This window comes from Marinobacterium nitratireducens (genome assembly GCF_014645375.1).
In the GTDB taxonomy this organism is placed as follows: domain Bacteria; phylum Pseudomonadota; class Gammaproteobacteria; order Pseudomonadales; family Balneatricaceae; genus Marinobacterium_A; species Marinobacterium_A nitratireducens.
Genome location: NZ_BMLT01000002.1, coordinates 587,016 through 603,491, shown reverse-complemented (window position 1 = coordinate 603,491; position 16,476 = coordinate 587,016). Strand labels below are relative to the sequence as shown.

Sequence of the window (16,476 nt, the reverse complement as noted above, 5' to 3'; positions counted from 1 at the left end):
GACAGCGACATCAAGCCCAATGTCCTTCTGGCCGCGGGCGCTTGCCGCCCTGCTCGCCGGCGCCCTGACGCCGCTGGCATTCGCGCCCTTCGGTCTCTGGCCGCTGGTGCTGGTCATGCCGGCGCTGTTCTGGCTCACGCTGCGCGGCCAGAGTGCCGCGCGCAGCGGCTGGCTCGGCTGGATCTACGGCCTTGGCTTCTATGGCGTCGGCACCTCCTGGGTCTATGTCAGCATCCATACCTATGGCAACGCCACGGTGCCGCTGGCGGGCCTGCTGACGGCGGGCTTCGTCGCCGGCATGGCGCTGTTCATGGCGGCCCAGAGCTGGCTTTACGGCCGTCTGTTCGGTCGCAGTGGCCACTGGCTCGGATTCATCGGCCTGTGGGTCATCTGGGAATGGATACGCAGCTGGCTGCTGACCGGCTTTCCCTGGCTCTTCCTCGGATACCCGTTGCTGGATACCCCGCTGGCGGCCTGGGCGCCGCTGGGCGGCGTCTGGGCGGCCAGCCTGGCGGCGCTGCTGATCGGCGTCGGCGGCGCCCAGCTGCTGCTGGCACCGCGCTCGCAGCACCGCAGGAACCTCGCCCCGAGGCGATCCGGCACCGCTGCACAAGAATTCGCGACGGGGCGTCGCTCCTACGAAACGCAATCGAACCCGCCATCTCCCCGCAGGACCGGCGCCTGTGGGAGCCGCGCCTCGCGGCGAATGGATAGGGCTCCGCGCGGTGGAAAAGTACCCCTAAGTTTGGCTACGCGCCTCCCACAAAAGCGTATTCTGCCCGCCGGGCTGATCAGCCTGGTGCTGCTCGGGCCTTTGCTGCTGCCATCCCACTGGACCCGACCGGTTGGCGAGCCGCTCAGGGTCGGCCTGGTGCAGGCGGATATCCCGCAGGAGCTGAAATGGCGGCGCGGACTGCTGCCCGACATTCTGCTGCGTTACGAAACACTCAGCCGCGAGTTCGGACCTGTCGACCTGCTGGTCTGGCCGGAAACCGCGATCCCGACCACTCTGGATCAGGCCGAACCGCACCTGGCGGCTTTCCTGCGCGAACTGAAGCACAGCGATACCGGCCTGATCGCGGGCCTGCCGTCGATCCTGCAGGACCCGTCCGATCCGTCGCGACGTATTTTCCACAACAGCCTGGCCCTGCTGGCGCCACAGACGGCGGTTTATCACAAGCAGCGGCTGGTGCCCTTCGGTGAATACGTGCCGCTGGAAGGGTTGCTGCGCGGACTGATCGACTTCTTCGACCTGCCGATGTCGAGCTTCAGCCTGCCCCGCGAAGAACAGGGACCGTTGCCGTTTCGCGATCACCGCATCGGCGCCGCCATCTGCTACGAAATCGCCTATCCGGAGCTGGTGCGACGCGAAAGTCTCGATGCCGACCTGCTGCTGACGGTCTCGAACGATACCTGGTTCGGCCGCTCCTTCGCTCCGGACCAGCATCTGCAGATCGCCCGGATGCGCGCGCTGGAAACCGGCCGCTGGCTGATCCGAGCCACCAATAACGGCATCAGCGCGCTGGTCGCTCCGGACGGCCGCGTCCATGCGCAAGCGGCGCGCTACCAGCCGGCGCTGCTGTCCGGCGAGGTTCAGGGCATGCAGGGGCTGACCCCCTATCAGCGTCTGGGCGTCTGGCCAGTGCTGGGTCTGGCGCTGCTCGGCTGCCTTGTGGCGGCCCGCCCGCGCCGCAAAGCCGCCGTTGCCGGCGCAGCCAGCCAAAGCTGCTAAGCTGTACAATGGGTGACGTCGCCATCCGCACGATCTGCGCAATTGCAACCGAGCCCCGACGGCGGCATAACCCATCATCATCGCCGAAAATTACGGTTTCTTCCCGCTAACTTGCGATAAGCCTTAATGGCTTGATAACCCGAGATCCCGCCATGGCCGAAAAGCAGCTTCCGCAGAATTACGTCCGCTTTCGCAGCCGCTACAAGCACCTCGCCGGCGCCATCGATGCGCTCGGGCAGGCGGCACGGGACGAAGGCCCACTCGACGACAAGAGCGCCCAGCTGATCCAGCTTGCCGCCGCCGCCAGCTCCCGCTCGGAAGGCGCCGTGCACAGCCACGCCCGCCGCGCCCGCGATGCCGGCGCCAGCGACGACGAAATCCGCCATGCACTGCTATTGCTCGTCAGCACCATCGGTTTTCCGGCGGTGATGGCGGCCCTGTCCTGGGTGGATGACGTATTGGAAAATGCGTGACACGTAACGCGTAACCCGTCACGCGTAACCCATCACTCAAAACAGCAGCGCATCGGCGAACAGGATCACCACCAGATAGCGCAGGCCCTTGCCGATGGCGACGAGGGCGATGAAAAGATCGAGGCGCACCTTCATCAGCCCCCCGATAAAGGTCAGCGCATCGCCACCGATCGGCAGCCAGGCCAGCAGCAGGCTCCAGACGCCGAAACGCTGGAACCAGCGCTGCGCCCGCTCCAGTTCCTGCTTCCTGGCCGGAAACCAGCGCCGGTCCTGATAGTGCAGCATAAACCGGCCCAGCCACCAGTTCACCACAGCGCCGCCGGTGTTGCCCAGCGTCGCCACCAGCCACAAAAGCGGCCACTGTTCGGGCCGTTCCATCAGCAGCGCCGCAAGGTAAACCTCGGAATAGAAAGGCAGAATCGTCGCCGCGGCGAAAGCGCCGGCAAATAGAAGAAAATATTCAAGCATTATTCATCCAGCGACTCCGGCTTGGACCTGCGGGCGCAGTCGACCAGGTGGCGGAAAAGGCGCCGCTGGGTCGACAGGTACGGCAGGTACTCAGGATGCCACTGCACGCCGATGATCTCGCGCCCCTGCTCGCACTCCACCGCCTGAACGAAGCCGTCGAGATCCCGTGCGGCCACCACTATACCGTCGCCCAGACGGTCGATCGCCTGATGGTGCAGACTGTTGATACGCCAGCGCCGGCTGCCGAGAATCTGTGACAGCCGCCGGCACTCGATGCCGAGCGCGGTCTTGCGTGGCAGTGGCGTGCGAAAATTGGAGGTCCGGCTGCGCATGCCGCGAATGTCGCCGAACAGGGAACCGCCGAGCACCACGTTGATCAGCTGGGCGCCGCGACAGATGCCCATAAGCGGTAGCTGGGTCTGTAGCGCGTGCTCGATCATCTCTATCTCGAAGCGGTCGCGATCCGGATCGATCGGTGCCTTGCCGTCGTCCTGGCCGCCATAGAGGCTCGGATCGATATCGTCGCCGCCACCGATGATCAGCCCCTGAAGCTTGTCGTGGCTGTGCTGCTGATAGGATAACGGGGTCAGCCGCAGTGCCCGGCCTCCGGTCAGACTCACGGCCAGGCGCGTGGCCCACCAGGCCGGCGCGAAGCGGTGGTCGGGACCGGTGACGCCTATGACGGGTCGCACAACCAGGGTTCCACCCGTTCCGCCCAGGGCGCCAGCAATTGCGGCGCCAGCCGGGAAAAATGCTGCAGATAGCGCCGGCAAAGGTCGTCGAGCCGTTCCGCGTCCCCAACCAGCGACTCCACCTGCAGCCAGTCGTTCCAGGCATCGAGCAGCGACCACTCGGGGTTGTCGATATCGGAGTTGGGTAAACGGTAGTGCAGCGTCGGCCGTTTGCTGATCTTTTCGTCCGGAAGCGCCGCACGCACGCGATCGGAATCCAGCCAGGCCAGCAACGGCAGCAGATCGAGGGAGCGGTTGCGGCTCGGATTCCAGGCCAGGTAGTCGTCGATAAAGGCGTCCTGATCGGGCCAGTAACCGGGATCGAGGACGTGACGACAGTAGTCACGCGAGAACGGCTGGATAAAGGTGCTCAGGCGCCGCACCAGATCGGTCCGTTCGCGGGCGGCCAGCCAGTCGTGCAGGCACAGGTAGGCCTTGAAGTAGCGCAGCACGGTGGCGATATCGGTCGCCGGCAGCTCCGGGTTGTAGTGCACGCCAAAGGCGTAGCGCGCGGCGCTGCGGGTGCCCAGCGCGCCGGCTTCGCGCAATGCCTTCGTCAGCTGCTCCAGCTCCGCCAGTCGCGATATCGCCACCGGCGGCGCCACCACCTCGAACGGCACCAGGTTCTTCGCCACCGCGGCCAGCGCCTCGGTGGCGAACTGCTCCAGCTCGCTGCTGTGGCCGTGACTCTGCTCGCGACCGAGCTGCTTGAGGTAGCTCAGGTCCAGCTCGAGCTTGAAATCGCCGAACGCCGTGCCCACCACCCGCTGCTCGCAGGGAGAGACGCGCTCGACATGGCCGCCGAAGGTATCGCGGATGCAAGCCGCGATATCATCCAGCTCGATACCCGCAAGCTCGATCTCGATCCCCAGACGGCGTTCTTCGCCATCCTCGCGCAGCAGTCTGTTCGCATCCATCGCGGTCATCCTGTCATCCCTCCGGCGTCGATTCAGGCCCCGGGCCAGGGACGGGAGATACGGCGGAAATACTCCTTGCCGCAGGTGGCGCAGGGCCCGATGCGGGAGGTTTCCGTCAGTTCCTGGGTAGCGCCGCAGCTGAGGCAGGCCAGGGTTCCGGCGGTGGCGATCTCGCCGGCGATATAGTCGTCTGCGCCGTGATCGAGGCGTTCGCGCAGCACTTCCTGGTCGATCCGGGTACGGTCCGCCAGTCCCCGCAGCAGGGTCACCAGGCGGCTCTCCAGGATGTTGAGGTCGAAGTGCAGCCAGGCCGCAATCCCCTCGCCGGTCTCGTGGGCGTAGTAGCCGAGCCGCTTCAGATCCCGCTTGAGATAGGCGGTCAGCAGGTCCATCTCGTCGCGGGTCATCTCCTCCGCTGTCAGCTCGAGCCGTGCGGCGTCCTCGATACGCTCCTGCAGGTAATCCCAGGAGCGGTTTTCGGCATGCTCGAGGTCGTCGAGCAGGCGCTTGAGGATACGGTCGTAGGCAGTCGTGGCCTTGTCCTGTTTGTCTTTGGGGTCGCGCGGGGCATCGCTCATAAAATGCGTTCCACTGTTGATGGCGTAGCTTCTATTGTATGCTATGCCGCATATTGTGAACTTTCCATTGAACCGACGGAACCCGCCGAACACCAGCTTGCCGGCAGGCTCCGGGACGACCGGCATTCTCGAATGCCGGTTTTAGCGTTTAGAGAGCCGATGAACGAACAATACCAGCCCGGGGTGATCGAGCCCCAGACGCAGGCCCACTGGGAAGCCAACGACAGCTTCCGCTGCGATGACGACCCTTCCAGGGAAAAATTCTACTGCCTGTCCATGTTCCCCTACCCCAGCGGTCGGCTGCACATGGGGCACGTGCGAAACTATACCATCGGCGATGTCATCTCCCGCTACCAGCGCATGCAGGGCAAGAACGTGCTGCAGCCGATGGGTTGGGACGCCTTCGGTCTGCCGGCCGAGAATGCCGCGATCAAGAACAACGTGGCACCGGCCAAGTGGACCTACGAAAACATCGACTACATGCGCAACCAGCTGCAGCAGATGGGCTTCGGTTACGACTGGAACCGCGAAGTCGCCACCTGCCATCCGGAATACTATCGCTGGGAGCAGTGGTTCTTCACCCGGCTGATGAAAAAAGGGCTGGTCTACAAGAAAGAATCCGAGGTCAACTGGGACCCGGTGGACCAGACCGTACTGGCCAACGAGCAGGTGATCGACGGCCGCGGCTGGCGTTCCGGCGCTCTGGTCGAGCGCAAGAAGATTCCGCAGTGGTTCCTCAAGATCACCGATTACGCCGACCAGCTGCTCGACGACCTCGACAAGCTGGAACACTGGCCCGAGCAGGTGCGCACCATGCAGCGCAACTGGATCGGGCGCTCCGAGGGCGTGGAGCTGAAATTCCACGTCGAGGGTGACGGCGACCTCGAGGTCTTCACCACCCGTCCGGACACCCTGATGGGCGTGACCTACGTCGCGGTGGCGCCGCAGCACCCGCTGGCGCAGCGCGCCGCCGCCGGCAATCCGGAACTGGCCGCCTTCGTCGAGGAGTGCCGCCACACCAAGGTCGCCGAGGCGGATCTGGCGACCATGGAGAAAAAGGGCATGCCGCTGGGCTTCCAGGCGGTGCACCCGCTGACCGGCGAGAAGGTTCCGGTCTGGACCGCCAACTTCGTGCTGATGGAGTACGGCTCCGGCGCCGTCATGGCCGTGCCGGCCCACGACCAGCGCGACTGGGAGTTCGCCCGCAAGTACGGCCTGGCGCTGAAACAGGTCATCAAGCCGCTCGACGCTTCCACCGAGGTCGACCTGGAGAAGGAAGCCTTCACCGAGAAGGGCGTACTGGTCAACTCCGGCGACTTCGACGACCTGGAATTCGAACTGGCGTTCAAGGCCATCGCCAAGGAACTCGACAATCGCCGCCGCGGCCATACCACCATTCACTACCGCCTGCGCGACTGGGGCGTATCCCGTCAGCGTTACTGGGGCGCGCCGATCCCGGTTATCAACTGCCCCAGCTGCGGCGCCCTGCCGGTGCCGGAAGACCAGCTGCCGGTGGTGCTGCCGGAAGACGTCGAGTTCGACGGCGTCGGCTCGCCGATCAAGAAGATGGACAGCTTCATCCAGTGCGAATGCCCGACGTGCGGCGCCGCCGCCGAGCGCGAGACCGACACCTTCGACACCTTCATGGAGTCGAGCTGGTACTACGCGCGCTACGCCTGCGCCCGCAACGGCGAAGGCATGCTGGACCCGAAACAGGCCAACTACTGGCTGCCGGTCGACCAGTACATCGGCGGCATCGAGCACGCCATCCTGCACCTGCTGTACTCGCGCTTCTTCCACAAGCTGATGCGCGACGAGGGCCTGGTCGGCTCCGACGAGCCCTTCACCCGGTTGCTTTGCCAGGGCATGGTGCTGGCCGAGACCTACTACCGTGAAGACGAAAAGGGCGGCAAGAACTGGATCTCGCCGGCCGATGTCGTCACCGAAAGCGATGACAAGGGCCGCATCGTCAGCGCCCGCCACCGCGAGGACGGCCAGCCGGTCGAGCCCGCCGGCATGTCGAAGATGTCGAAGTCGAAGAACAACGGCATCGATCCGCAGCTGATGATCGACCGCTACGGTGCCGACACCGTGCGCCTGTTCATGATGTTCGCGGCGCCGCCGGAGCAGTCGCTGGAGTGGTCCGACTCCGGTGTCGAGGGCGCGCACCGCTTCCTCAAGCGACTGTGGAAGCAGGTTCACGACCACCTGCAGCAGGGCCCGGAGGTGGCGGCTCTGAAGCCGGACGCGCTCAATGACGCGCAGCGCGACCTGCGCCGCAAGGTGCACGAGACCATCGGCAAGGTCAGCGACGACATCGAGCGCCGTCAGACCTTCAACACCGCCATCGCCGCCGTGATGGAGCTGTCCAACGCCGTCGGCAAGTTCGTCGACGTCAGCGAACAGGGCCGCGCCGTGACCCACGAGGCGCTGCAGGCCGCGACTCAGCTGCTGTCGCCGATCGTGCCGCACATCACCCACGTGCTGTGGCAGGCGCTGGGCAACGACGGCGACGTGCTCGACGCCGCCTGGCCGCAGGTCGACGAAGCCGCGCTCGAGCGCAGCTCCATCGAGATGGTGGTACAGGTCAACGGCAAGGTGCGCGCCAAAATCAGCGTCGCCGCCGATGCCGACCAGGACGTCATTCTGCACACGGCACTCGCCGACGAGAACGTACGCAAGCACATGGGCGACAAGCAGTTGCGCAAGAAAATCGTCGTTCCCGGCAAGCTGGTGAATATCGTCGTGGGCTGACAGCCCCTTCCCGGCGCCGGGCGGTCACCGCCGTCCGGCGCCGGCACACGCAAGGATGGACAGATTCGATGCGACTGAAACTGAAATACCTGATACTGGCGCTCGCCTCCCTGGCGGTCGCCGGTTGCGGCTTCCATCTGCGCGGCAACGTAGACGTGCCCGAGTCGATGCGCGAACTGGAACTGGTCATGCCCGCCGGCCGCAGCACCCTGCGCACCGAGCTGACCCGTACCCTCCGTGCCAACGGCATCGAGCTGGTCGCCGCGGCACCGCAGCAGCTGGAAATCCTCGAAGAGAAGCAGGGTCGCCGTACCGCCAGCCTGGACGAGGAAATCAAGGTCGACGAATACGAACTGCGAACCGAAGTCCACTTCCAGGTCATCCAGGGCGAGAAACTGCTGGTGCCTCCGAGCGTCGCCCGTACCGAACGGGTCTACAGCTACGACAGCGGCGCCATTACCGCGGAAAACGAGCAGGCTGACCTGTTGCGCCGCGAAATGCAGCAGGATATCGCCCGACAGATCCTGCGCCGCTACGTCGCCGCAGCCGGAAAGTCGTCCGCCGGGCAATGAAACTCAAGCCCGAACAGCTCGCCGGGCGCCTGAAACAGGGCATCGCCCCTGGCTATCTGGTAACCGGCGACGAGCCGCTGCTGTGCGAGGAAAGCGTCGATACCCTGCGCAAGGCCTTCCAGCAACAGGGGTTCACCGAACGCGAGGTGCTGCACGTCGACGGCAGCTTCAAGTGGGAATACCTGCTCGAATGCGCCAGCGCGCTGTCGCTTTTTGCCGAGCGCAAAATCATAGAGCTGCGTCTTGGCAGTCAGAAGCTGCAGAAGAATGCCAGCGAAATCCTGCAGCAGTACCTCGCCAATCCGGCCCCGGACAATGTGCTGCTGATCATCGCTGACAAGCTCGACGGCTCGGCCAAGAAGAGCGCCTGGTTCAAGGCCCTCGACAAGACCGGCGTCATCGTCGAGATCTGGCCGGTGGAACCGTCACAACTGCCCGGCTGGATCCGCCAGCGTGCCGCCGCCATGGGCCTTTCACTCGACGAGAGCGCGGTTGAGCTGCTGAGCGAACGGGTCGAGGGCAACCTGCTGGCGGCGCGGCAGGAGATGAGCAAACTGCAGCTGCTCTATCCGGACATGACTCTTGGCGCCGACGAGGTGATGGACGCCGTCTCCGACAGTTCACGCTTCGATATCTTCGCTCTCACCGACGCCGCCCTCGACGGACAGCCCCAGCGCTGCACCCGCATCATCCAGGTACTGCGCCAGGAGGGAACCGAAGCCCCGGTACTTCTCTGGGCACTGGCCCGCGAAATTCGCACCCTGTACGCGGTGCAGGCGGGACTCAGCCAGGGTCTGCCCTTCGACACCCTGTGCCAGCAACAGCGAATCTTCGGCAAGCGCAAGCAACTGGTGCGCAACTGCGCCAAGCGTACAAGCCGCGCCAGTCTCGAGGAAATGCTGCAGGCGTGCGCCGAAGTCGACAGAATGATCAAGGGCGCCGCCGCCGGCGATCCCTGGGTTCCCCTCACTGGCATCGTGCTGCATCTCTCGGGCCATCCGCTGCCGCTGAGAGCCCCGGGCTGATCCGTAGGAGCCCGGTCTCCGGGCGAATATTTCCAGCGCCATGACGCATCTCATTCGCCGCGGGCGCGGCTTCCACAGTCGCGGCGAATAACCGCTGTACATCGATTGGCCAGCAGATTGCAGTCCTGCAACAATGGCAACCCTGACGCTTACCCCGATGATACCCACAGACTTACCCCGGCATTTTGTGGAAAACATCTTTTCCACAGCCAAACAAATTTCAGCTTCAAGCTTGACATCAAGCCCTTTCGATAACTTTATCCACCGCTGCTTGACTTCTTCAATCACCCGAAAATACGGGCTTTTGGCCGTTCAATCGGTGTTCAAGAACGCGCCGGCGGCGCCGTTTCAGGCCTGGGGACAAGTACCCATAAGTTATCCAGAATGTTTTCCACAGAATTTGGGGGAAAGCTGCCAGCCGGGCAGGCAGGCTGGAGTGGCGGAGCCACATAACCCAACAAGAGGATATTGGGGCGGCACAGTGCCAACCGATAGCAATCGATCTGTACTGCGATCGATATGATGGGGCCGCGATGCCCGAACGACGGGGCGGCGGCGCGCCGGTGCTCACGCATCGCCTGTCCCATCCTACCTGCGATCGATATAGCAGGTTCCCTGACAACCGCTCCTGCGTTGCCAGGATTTCCACCATCCCTGGCGGTTCCGCGATAACCGCACGGCGAGGAGCCCGTTGAATCCGCCGGATGCGTCGCTGTACCGACACTCCTGTCGTGGATTCGGTTGGCGTCCCTTTCGTCCTGCACCTTTCTCCTCTAGCTTTAAGGAAGGCCATTGAACCGGAGCTTCCCATGCCCGTTACGCCCCGCATCACCCATATCGCGCTGCACGTCAGCGATATCGACGCCTGCATCGCCTTCTACCGCGATTTCTGCGGCATGGCGGTGATCCACGAGCGGCACAGCGCCCATCAGACCATTGCCTGGATGGCCGAGCCCGACCGGGAGACCGACTTCATCTTTGTGCTGATGAACGGCGGCCGGGATCTCGACCTGCCGGACAACGACTACCGTCACTTCGGCTTCGCGCTCGAAAGCCGCGAAGCGGTGGACCGTATCGCGGACAGGGCCGACAAGGCCGGCTGCCTGGTCTGGGCCCCGCGCGACGAGCCCTTCCCCGTGGGTTATTACTGCGGCATGCGCGACCCCAACGGCAACTACGTCGAGTTCAGTTACGGACAGCCGCTGGGCCCGGGCGCCGAGGATTTTGCCAGGCTGCAACGCACTGACTGAAGCCTGCCCGGCAAACTTTTTCTTCAGCAGTCTCCCGCCGAGACGGCACCAGGGTGTAAACTCGATCTACCTACAAAGAGGTTCCGTTCATGCTAGCGGCACTCCGGGTCGCTTTGGTACTGCTGCTGATGTTGCCCGCCCAGGCCCGGCCGGACGAGCTGACAGTTCCCCTTACCCTCGATTACCGAATTCTCGCCAAGGCCTTCGCGGAGCAGCTGTTTCAGGGACCCGAACAGTCGGCCAGGCTGTACTCGGACACCGCTGGCTGCAACAGTCTGCAGCTCGCCCATCCACGCATCGACACCGATGCCTTCGGCCGCATTCGCATCCTGAGCGATATCGACGCCCGGATCGGTACGCCCGCGCCCCCGCAGTGCCTCTTTCCGCTGCAGTGGCAGGCGGTGCTCGACACCCGGCTGGAGGTGTATCCCGACGCCGGCGGCAAGGGTCTCGATTTTCGCGTCGTCGATTCCGATATCCTGAAAGCCGACGAGCAGACCCGGACGCCTCCCGGTGTGCTCTGGAACTGGATCAAGGGCATTGTCCATCCCCGGCTGGAGACCGTCAGTATCGACCTGTCACCGACCCTTGCCGGACTGGACCAGTTGATGCAGCTGGCGGTGTCGCCGGAAAAATCGCCGGTCGCCATCAGCCTCCAGGATGTCGAGGCGACGCCTCGGGGCCTTCGCGTGCAGCTCGCGCTGCAGGTCCCGCCGCCGGTGCCCGATCAGTTTCCGCCGGAGCTCATGCCGCTGACCGAGGAAGAGCTGGCGCGCTGGGATGCCGCCTGGCAGGCCTGGGACGGCTTCGCCACCTGGCTGATCAAGACCATGGCTGTGTCGGCCGGGCCCGAACTCGCGAACGCCCTGGCGGACTTGCTGCTCGAGGCGCGCTACGATCTGCGCGATGCCCTGGCACTCGAGGATCACACCCGGGATCCTGTGCGCGACCTGTTCCTGAAAACCTGGGAGCGTCTGGCACCGCTGCTGCACGACAGACGGCTAAACATACCCGGCGCGGATGCCCTCCAGTTCGCCACCTTCGTCAGCGCAGCCGATGCGCTTGCGGCCCTCGACCAGGCAGCTCCCCACCTGGGCCTGGTACTCGACCGTAACAGCCTGCGCAGCATGGCGCGGCTGCTGGTGCCCGGTGTCAGCGACGACAATCTCCGCTACGGTACCGAGATCGACCCGGCGCTGCGCACCCTGCTGGGTCTCGAGCCGGAGCTCAGCGAAGAGCCGGAGCCCCCCCTGTCCCCTTTTGCCTGGCTGATCCCGGTGGCCCAGGCGGGCCCGATCGACCCTGTGCTGGTGACCGAGCTGACCGGCTGGGTTCCGACGGCGGCGGAGATTGATACCTATCTGAGCACCCTTTCGCAGCTGCTCGACCAGGTCATTTCGACGGAACGCCAGAAGGCCAAGGTTCCGGTCGCGTACTTCGAGATCTACGCCAACGCGTTGCGGACGACCGCCTGGCAGGAAAGCTGCTGGCGGCAGTTCATCAGGAGTGGCAGTGAGGTCAAAACAATCCAGTCCTCCGGCGGAGCACTGGGCCTGATGCAGATCAACCGCCATGTCTGGCGCGGGGTTTACAACATCGATTCCCTGAGCCGGGATATCGGCTACAACGCCCGTGCCGGCAACGAGATACTGGTGCACTACATGGTTGATATCGCGATCAAAAAAAAGGAACACCAAATAACCGGCAATCCACTCGACCTCGCCCGTGCCACCTATGCCGTCTACAACGGCGGTCCCGGGCACCTGAGCCGTTACCGCAAGGACACGACGAAGCAACACCTGCGCGCCATCGACGCCGAATTCTGGAAGAAGTACCAGGCGATGGCACAACAGGGACCGGCCGCGGTCAAGGCCTGCTACGGGGCCTGAACTGCCAATCGCAGCCTTGTGGAAAAACGATTTTCCACAGGCCTGAAAGACCCTGCAGATGACTTGACATTGGCCTCAAAAATCCAACTTATCCACCGCCGCTTGACTTCTTCAAATGCCTGAAAAACGGGGATATTCTCCGATTATTTAGTAGCCACGGGGGCTTTGGCGCCGCCATTGCTGCCCCGGGGCCAGGTACCCATAAGTTATTCAGATAGTTTTCCACAGAAAGTGGGAACAACTGCTTGTGCAGCCTGACGCAAATCGATCTGCAATACGATCGATATGGCGGGTTCCCCGAAAAACTGCTCCTGCGTTTTCGGGATTTCCACCGTCCATGGCGGTTTCGCGATGCCCAAATCACATGGGAAACGGAACGATCATTGCCGTGCATCGCTCCACCCACCCTCCGGTTCGTGCATTCCATCTGCCATGAAAACAGACCAAGGCCGGTAACGCGGGTCATAACCCGTCAGCCTCAACGAAAAAGGCCCGGGCTGCGAAGCAGCCCGGGCCTTTGTACAAGGAACTCCATCACCGATTGAGGCTCCTGCAAAATCGGTGTTCCCGCCCTCCCTGGCGGTCATGCTACCAGCGCATGGATGCGCAGACGTAGCGTTTTCTGTTAACGGTAACTGATGTACCGTTATCTACGCTTAGGCGTTCGCGCTCGCCAGAATACCGTTGAGGGTCGCGCTCGGACGCATAACCTTCTTCACGCCTTCACGGTCAGCGTGGTAGTAGCCTTCGACTTCAGCGGCCGGCTTGCCCTGCACCGCAGCCAGTTCGGCCAGGATCTGCTCTTCGTTGTCGCTCAGAGCCTTGGCGAAAGGCGCGAACTCGGCAGCCAGTTCGGCATCTTCGGTCTGGGCCGCAACCTCCTGAGCCCAGTACAGGCCGAGGTAGAAATGGCTGCCACGGTTGTCCAGCTCGCCGGTCTTGCGCGACGGCGACTTGCCGTTCTCCAGCAGCTTTTCGGTCGCCTTGTCGAGGCACTTGGCCAGAACCTTGGCACGCGAGTTGTGCTCCTTGATACCCAGCTCTTCCAGCGACACCGCCAGTGCCAGGAACTCACCGAGCGAGTCCCAGCGCAGATGGTTCTCTTCCATCAGCTGCTGCACGTGCTTGGGCGCGGAACCGCCGGCACCGGTTTCGTACATGCCGCCGCCGGCCAGCATCGGGACGATGGACAGCATCTTGGCCGAGGTGCCCAGTTCCATGATCGGGAACAGGTCGGTCAGGTAGTCGCGCAGGACGTTGCCGGTGACGGAGATGGTGTCCTTGCCACGCTTCATCCGCTCCATCGAGAAACGGATCGCTTCGTTGTAGGACATGATGCGGATATCGAGGCCTTCCAGGTCATGCTCCTGCAGGTAGGCTTCGACCTTCTTGCGCAGTTCGTTGTCGTGGGCGCGCTCCTCGTCCAGCCAGAACACCGCCGGAGTGTCGGAGTTGCGCGCACGGGTAACGGCCAGCTTGACCCAGTCACGAATAGCCGCGTCCTTGGTCTGGCAGGCGCGCCAGATGTCGCCTTTCTCGACTTCGTGCTGCATCAGGACATTGCCGTCAGCGTCGACGACGCGCATGGTGCCGTCTTCGGTCATTTCGAAGGTCTTGTCGTGGGAGCCGTACTCTTCCGCCTTCATCGCCATCAGACCGACGTTCGACACGCTGCCCATGGTGGTCGGATCGAAGGCACCGTTGGTTTTGCAGAAGTTGATCACTTCCTGGTAGATGCGGGCGTAGGTGCTCTCCGGCATCACCGCCTTGGTGTCTTTCTGCTTGCCGTCACGCCCCCACATCTGGCCGGAGTTGCGGATCATCGCCGGCATGGAGGCATCGACGATTACGTCACTCGGGATGTGCAGGTTGGTGATGCCCTTGACAGAGTCGACCATGGCCATCTCCGGGCGGTTCTCGTAGCAGGCGTGCAGATCGTGCAGGATTTCTTCCTGCTTGGAGTCCGGCAGCGACTTGATCTTGTCGTAGACCGAGCTCAGACCGTTGTTCGGGTTGACGCCCAGTTCCTTGAACAATTCGCCGTGCTTGTCGAACAGGTCCTTGTAGTAAACCGAAACCGCATGACCGAAGACGATCGGGTGGGACACTTTCATCATGGTCGCCTTGACGTGCAGGGACCACATCACTCCGGTGTTCTTGGAATCTTCCAGCGTCTGTTCGAAGAAGGCGCGCAGTGCCTTGCTGCTCATGAACATGCTGTCAAGCACTTCACCCTGCTCCAGCGGCAGCGTCTTCTTCAGCTCGACCTGACCGGACTTGGAGACGAACTCGATGCGTACGTCCTGCGCCTTTTCGGACGTGATGGACTGCTCGCTGGAGAAGAAGTCACCGCCGGTCATGTAATCGGCGTGGGTACGGGAGGCCTTGCTCCAGGCGCCCATGGAATGCGGGTACTTGCGGGCGTATGCCTTGACCGCGGCCGGAGCGCGACGGTCGGAGTTGCCCTGGCGCAGTACCGGGTTCACCGCGCTGCCGAGAATTTTCGAGTAACGCTCGCGAGCGTCCTTTTCGGCATCGGTCTTCGGTGCGTCGACATAGTCCGGCACGTCGTAGCCCTGGCCCTGCAGTTCGGCGATGCAGGCGCGCAGCTGCGGTACGGAGGCGCTGATGTTCGGCAGTTTGACAATATTGGCGTGCGGGTCCTGGGTCAGCTTGCCCAGCTCGGCCAGACCGTCGACGACACGCTGTTCTTCTTTCAGACGCTCGGGAAATGCAGACAGGATACGGCCCGCCAGGGAAATATCGCTGATGGTGACCTCGATACCGGCGGCGCGGGTGAAGGTACGCACGATCGGCAGCAGCGAGCAGGTCGCCAGCGACGGTGCTTCGTCGGTCAGTGTATAAACGATAGTGGATTTGTCGGTCATGGTGCCCCCTGAGTCTTACGGCTGGCCGTCTTGCGCGGCTAAAGTGCCTACGCCCCCGGCGAGCGGCAACTTGTGGTCGCCGCCTGCAGGCCCGGGGCCGAAGGATTCGTTTTCCGGCCGTTATTGTATGACGAGCGCTCTCAGGACTTAAGTAGTCAGAACCAAATTCGCGCCCCATTACGACCAATTGGCTATTTTTGGCATCGACTACAAAACCGGTAAAAGCCCGAAAATCCGTAGCTTACAGCGGCTTTTCCAGACTCTATAGAGATAGTATTTATGGGTGTTATGTTTAACATTCACCATCTTTATATTGATCCGAAACGACCGTATATCGCGTTTTACGTTGATCCAGGTCAGCATTCGGCAACGCCAACCGGTGCCGGGCGGCGCCAGGACAGAGGTGTTTCCGATACCCACAGGCGCCGGTACGCCCATCCCGGAGCGCCGCGCCGCGGCCACCACTTTATGTAGTAGCACTACAACTTACTGCGGCCTTATCAGGGCATCGCCGGGGCGCGGATGTTTGCAGCCTGGTCGGGCAGTCCTGTGACAAGCCCCCACAATTGACCGAATATAGGCCTTCCAGTTTATGGGAGCTTAGCCATGGAATTTGCCCGCACCGGCATCATTCTCAATACCGAACATTTTGATGACTGCGTCGCCTTCTATCGCGATCTTTTCGATCTGCCCGTGCTGTTCTCGAAAACGGAAGGAGACTTCAGGCTCTGCTGCCTGTCGTTCGGCGGCAGCTATCTGATGATCGAGAGCGAAGGGGTCGCCAACCCTGCGGGCAAATCGATCGAACAGAACGCCACCAAGCTGCGCTTCAACGTCGATGATCTTGACGCCATGCTCGCACGCCTGAGGCTTTTCGATATCGAAGCCGAGATTGTGCGCAGCGCCTGGGGCTCGACGATCAATATCCATGACCCCGACGGCAATCGCGTCGGTATCCGCGACGAAGCGGGCTTCGTCGAACAGCTCCACGGTAAGCGGTAAGCGGCAAGTCGTAGGATGGGGCAAGCGATGCGGTGCCGCTATCATGCCGGTTGCTGCGAGGTAAGGGCATCGCGCCCCCATCATATCGATCGTTGTGCAGATCGATTGGTTTCTTGGCGGTCACGCGCCTTCGGCGCTAGACCCAACCTACAGATACAGCAAGGGAGCCCTGAGGCTCCCTTGCAAGTCGGGACGAT

13 protein-coding genes are annotated in these 16,476 nt (G+C 63.0%); 8 read left to right on the top strand and 5 right to left on the bottom strand.

The features are described from left to right. Window positions 1-19 precede the first annotated feature (19 nt). Together lnt and IEX85_RS05645 are read left to right on the top strand one after the other, a co-directional pair. Window positions 20-1,732 carry an apolipoprotein N-acyltransferase gene (gene lnt, locus IEX85_RS23955; protein WP_229721802.1) on the top strand — a complete coding sequence of 571 codons (1,713 nt, stop codon included), beginning with the start codon at window positions 20-22 and terminating at the stop codon, window positions 1,730-1,732. 152 nt (window positions 1,733-1,884) lie between these two features. Then, window positions 1,885-2,205: a carboxymuconolactone decarboxylase family protein gene (locus IEX85_RS05645; RefSeq protein WP_188859256.1), complete on the top strand. Its 321-nt coding sequence runs from the start codon at window positions 1,885-1,887 to the stop codon at window positions 2,203-2,205. A 36-nt stretch (window positions 2,206-2,241) separates the two neighbouring features. Here the strand turns inward: IEX85_RS05645 and IEX85_RS05640 are convergent, their stop codons facing one another. From IEX85_RS05640 to IEX85_RS05625, 4 genes are read right to left on the bottom strand one after another with little or no spacing between them, the layout of a single operon-like run. Continuing rightward, a complete protein-coding gene (locus IEX85_RS05640; protein ID WP_188859254.1) occupies window positions 2,242-2,673 on the bottom strand; it encodes a YqaA family protein in 432 nt (143 codons plus the stop codon). Continuing rightward, the gene (locus IEX85_RS05635) at window positions 2,673-3,365 is read right to left on the bottom strand and encodes a gamma-glutamyl-gamma-aminobutyrate hydrolase family protein (RefSeq protein WP_188859252.1); all 693 of its coding nucleotides are present in this window, start codon (window positions 3,363-3,365) and stop codon (window positions 2,673-2,675) included. Before IEX85_RS05635 ends, IEX85_RS05640 begins: the two co-directional genes overlap by 1 nt. Then, on the bottom strand, window positions 3,350-4,321 hold the full coding sequence (locus IEX85_RS05630; RefSeq protein ID WP_229721801.1) for an amidoligase family protein: 972 nt from the start codon (window positions 4,319-4,321) through the stop codon (window positions 3,350-3,352). The genes IEX85_RS05635 and IEX85_RS05630 overlap by 16 nt, the downstream gene beginning before the upstream one ends. Before the next feature lie 32 nt (window positions 4,322-4,353). After that, window positions 4,354-4,899: a zinc ribbon-containing protein gene (locus IEX85_RS05625; protein WP_188859248.1), complete on the bottom strand. Its 546-nt coding sequence runs from the start codon at window positions 4,897-4,899 to the stop codon at window positions 4,354-4,356. A gap of 159 nt (window positions 4,900-5,058) precedes the next feature. On the opposite strand from IEX85_RS05625, the gene leuS reads away from it, so the two are divergent. From leuS to IEX85_RS05600, 5 genes are all read left to right on the top strand, one after another. Next, complete coding sequence (leuS, locus tag IEX85_RS05620) at window positions 5,059-7,653, top strand: leucine--tRNA ligase (protein WP_188859246.1); 2,595 nt, start codon at window positions 5,059-5,061, stop codon at window positions 7,651-7,653. A 68-nt stretch (window positions 7,654-7,721) separates the two neighbouring features. Continuing rightward, window positions 7,722-8,225, top strand: a complete 504-nt coding sequence (locus IEX85_RS05615) for an LPS-assembly lipoprotein LptE (RefSeq protein ID WP_188859238.1) — start codon at window positions 7,722-7,724, stop codon at window positions 8,223-8,225. Beyond that, window positions 8,222-9,250: a DNA polymerase III subunit delta gene (holA, locus tag IEX85_RS05610; protein WP_188859236.1), complete on the top strand. Its 1,029-nt coding sequence runs from the start codon at window positions 8,222-8,224 to the stop codon at window positions 9,248-9,250. The genes IEX85_RS05615 and holA overlap by 4 nt, the downstream gene beginning before the upstream one ends. A gap of 809 nt (window positions 9,251-10,059) precedes the next feature. Then, complete coding sequence (locus IEX85_RS05605; RefSeq protein ID WP_188859233.1) at window positions 10,060-10,500, top strand: VOC family protein; 441 nt, start codon at window positions 10,060-10,062, stop codon at window positions 10,498-10,500. Between the two features lie 89 nt (window positions 10,501-10,589). After that, window positions 10,590-12,389: a transglycosylase SLT domain-containing protein gene (locus tag IEX85_RS05600; protein WP_188859230.1), complete on the top strand. Its 1,800-nt coding sequence runs from the start codon at window positions 10,590-10,592 to the stop codon at window positions 12,387-12,389. Window positions 12,390-13,045: 656 nt separating this feature from the next. On the opposite strand, the gene IEX85_RS05595 is transcribed toward IEX85_RS05600, so the two are convergent. Beyond that, entirely contained in the window at window positions 13,046-15,277 is a 2,232-nt protein-coding gene (locus IEX85_RS05595; RefSeq protein ID WP_188859222.1) for an NADP-dependent isocitrate dehydrogenase, read from the bottom strand. A 606-nt stretch (window positions 15,278-15,883) separates the two neighbouring features. Between IEX85_RS05595 and IEX85_RS05590 the strand changes: the two genes are divergently transcribed. After that, entirely contained in the window at window positions 15,884-16,279 is a 396-nt protein-coding gene (locus IEX85_RS05590) for a VOC family protein (RefSeq protein WP_188859220.1), read from the top strand. The last annotated feature ends 197 nt before the right edge of the window (window positions 16,280-16,476 follow it).

Excerpts from the sequence above, each read along its gene's own strand:
- lnt (WP_229721802.1), top strand. The coding sequence starts at position 20 with ATGTCCTTCTGGCCGCGGGCGCTTGCCGCCCTGCTCGCCGGCGCCCTG.
- IEX85_RS05600 (WP_188859230.1), top strand. The coding sequence starts at position 10,590 with ATGCTAGCGGCACTCCGGGTCGCTTTGGTACTGCTGCTGATGTTGCCC.
- IEX85_RS05605 (WP_188859233.1), top strand. The coding sequence starts at position 10,060 with ATGCCCGTTACGCCCCGCATCACCCATATCGCGCTGCACGTCAGCGAT.
- leuS (WP_188859246.1), top strand. The coding sequence starts at position 5,059 with ATGAACGAACAATACCAGCCCGGGGTGATCGAGCCCCAGACGCAGGCC.
- IEX85_RS05615 (WP_188859238.1), top strand. The coding sequence starts at position 7,722 with ATGCGACTGAAACTGAAATACCTGATACTGGCGCTCGCCTCCCTGGCG.
- IEX85_RS05645 (WP_188859256.1), top strand. The coding sequence starts at position 1,885 with ATGGCCGAAAAGCAGCTTCCGCAGAATTACGTCCGCTTTCGCAGCCGC.
- IEX85_RS05630 (WP_229721801.1), bottom strand. The coding sequence starts at position 4,321 with ATGGATGCGAACAGACTGCTGCGCGAGGATGGCGAAGAACGCCGTCTG.
- IEX85_RS05625 (WP_188859248.1), bottom strand. The coding sequence starts at position 4,899 with ATGAGCGATGCCCCGCGCGACCCCAAAGACAAACAGGACAAGGCCACG.
- IEX85_RS05590 (WP_188859220.1), top strand. The coding sequence starts at position 15,884 with ATGGAATTTGCCCGCACCGGCATCATTCTCAATACCGAACATTTTGAT.
- IEX85_RS05640 (WP_188859254.1), bottom strand. The coding sequence starts at position 2,673 with ATGCTTGAATATTTTCTTCTATTTGCCGGCGCTTTCGCCGCGGCGACG.
- holA (WP_188859236.1), top strand. The coding sequence starts at position 8,222 with ATGAAACTCAAGCCCGAACAGCTCGCCGGGCGCCTGAAACAGGGCATC.
- IEX85_RS05595 (WP_188859222.1), bottom strand. The coding sequence starts at position 15,277 with ATGACCGACAAATCCACTATCGTTTATACACTGACCGACGAAGCACCG.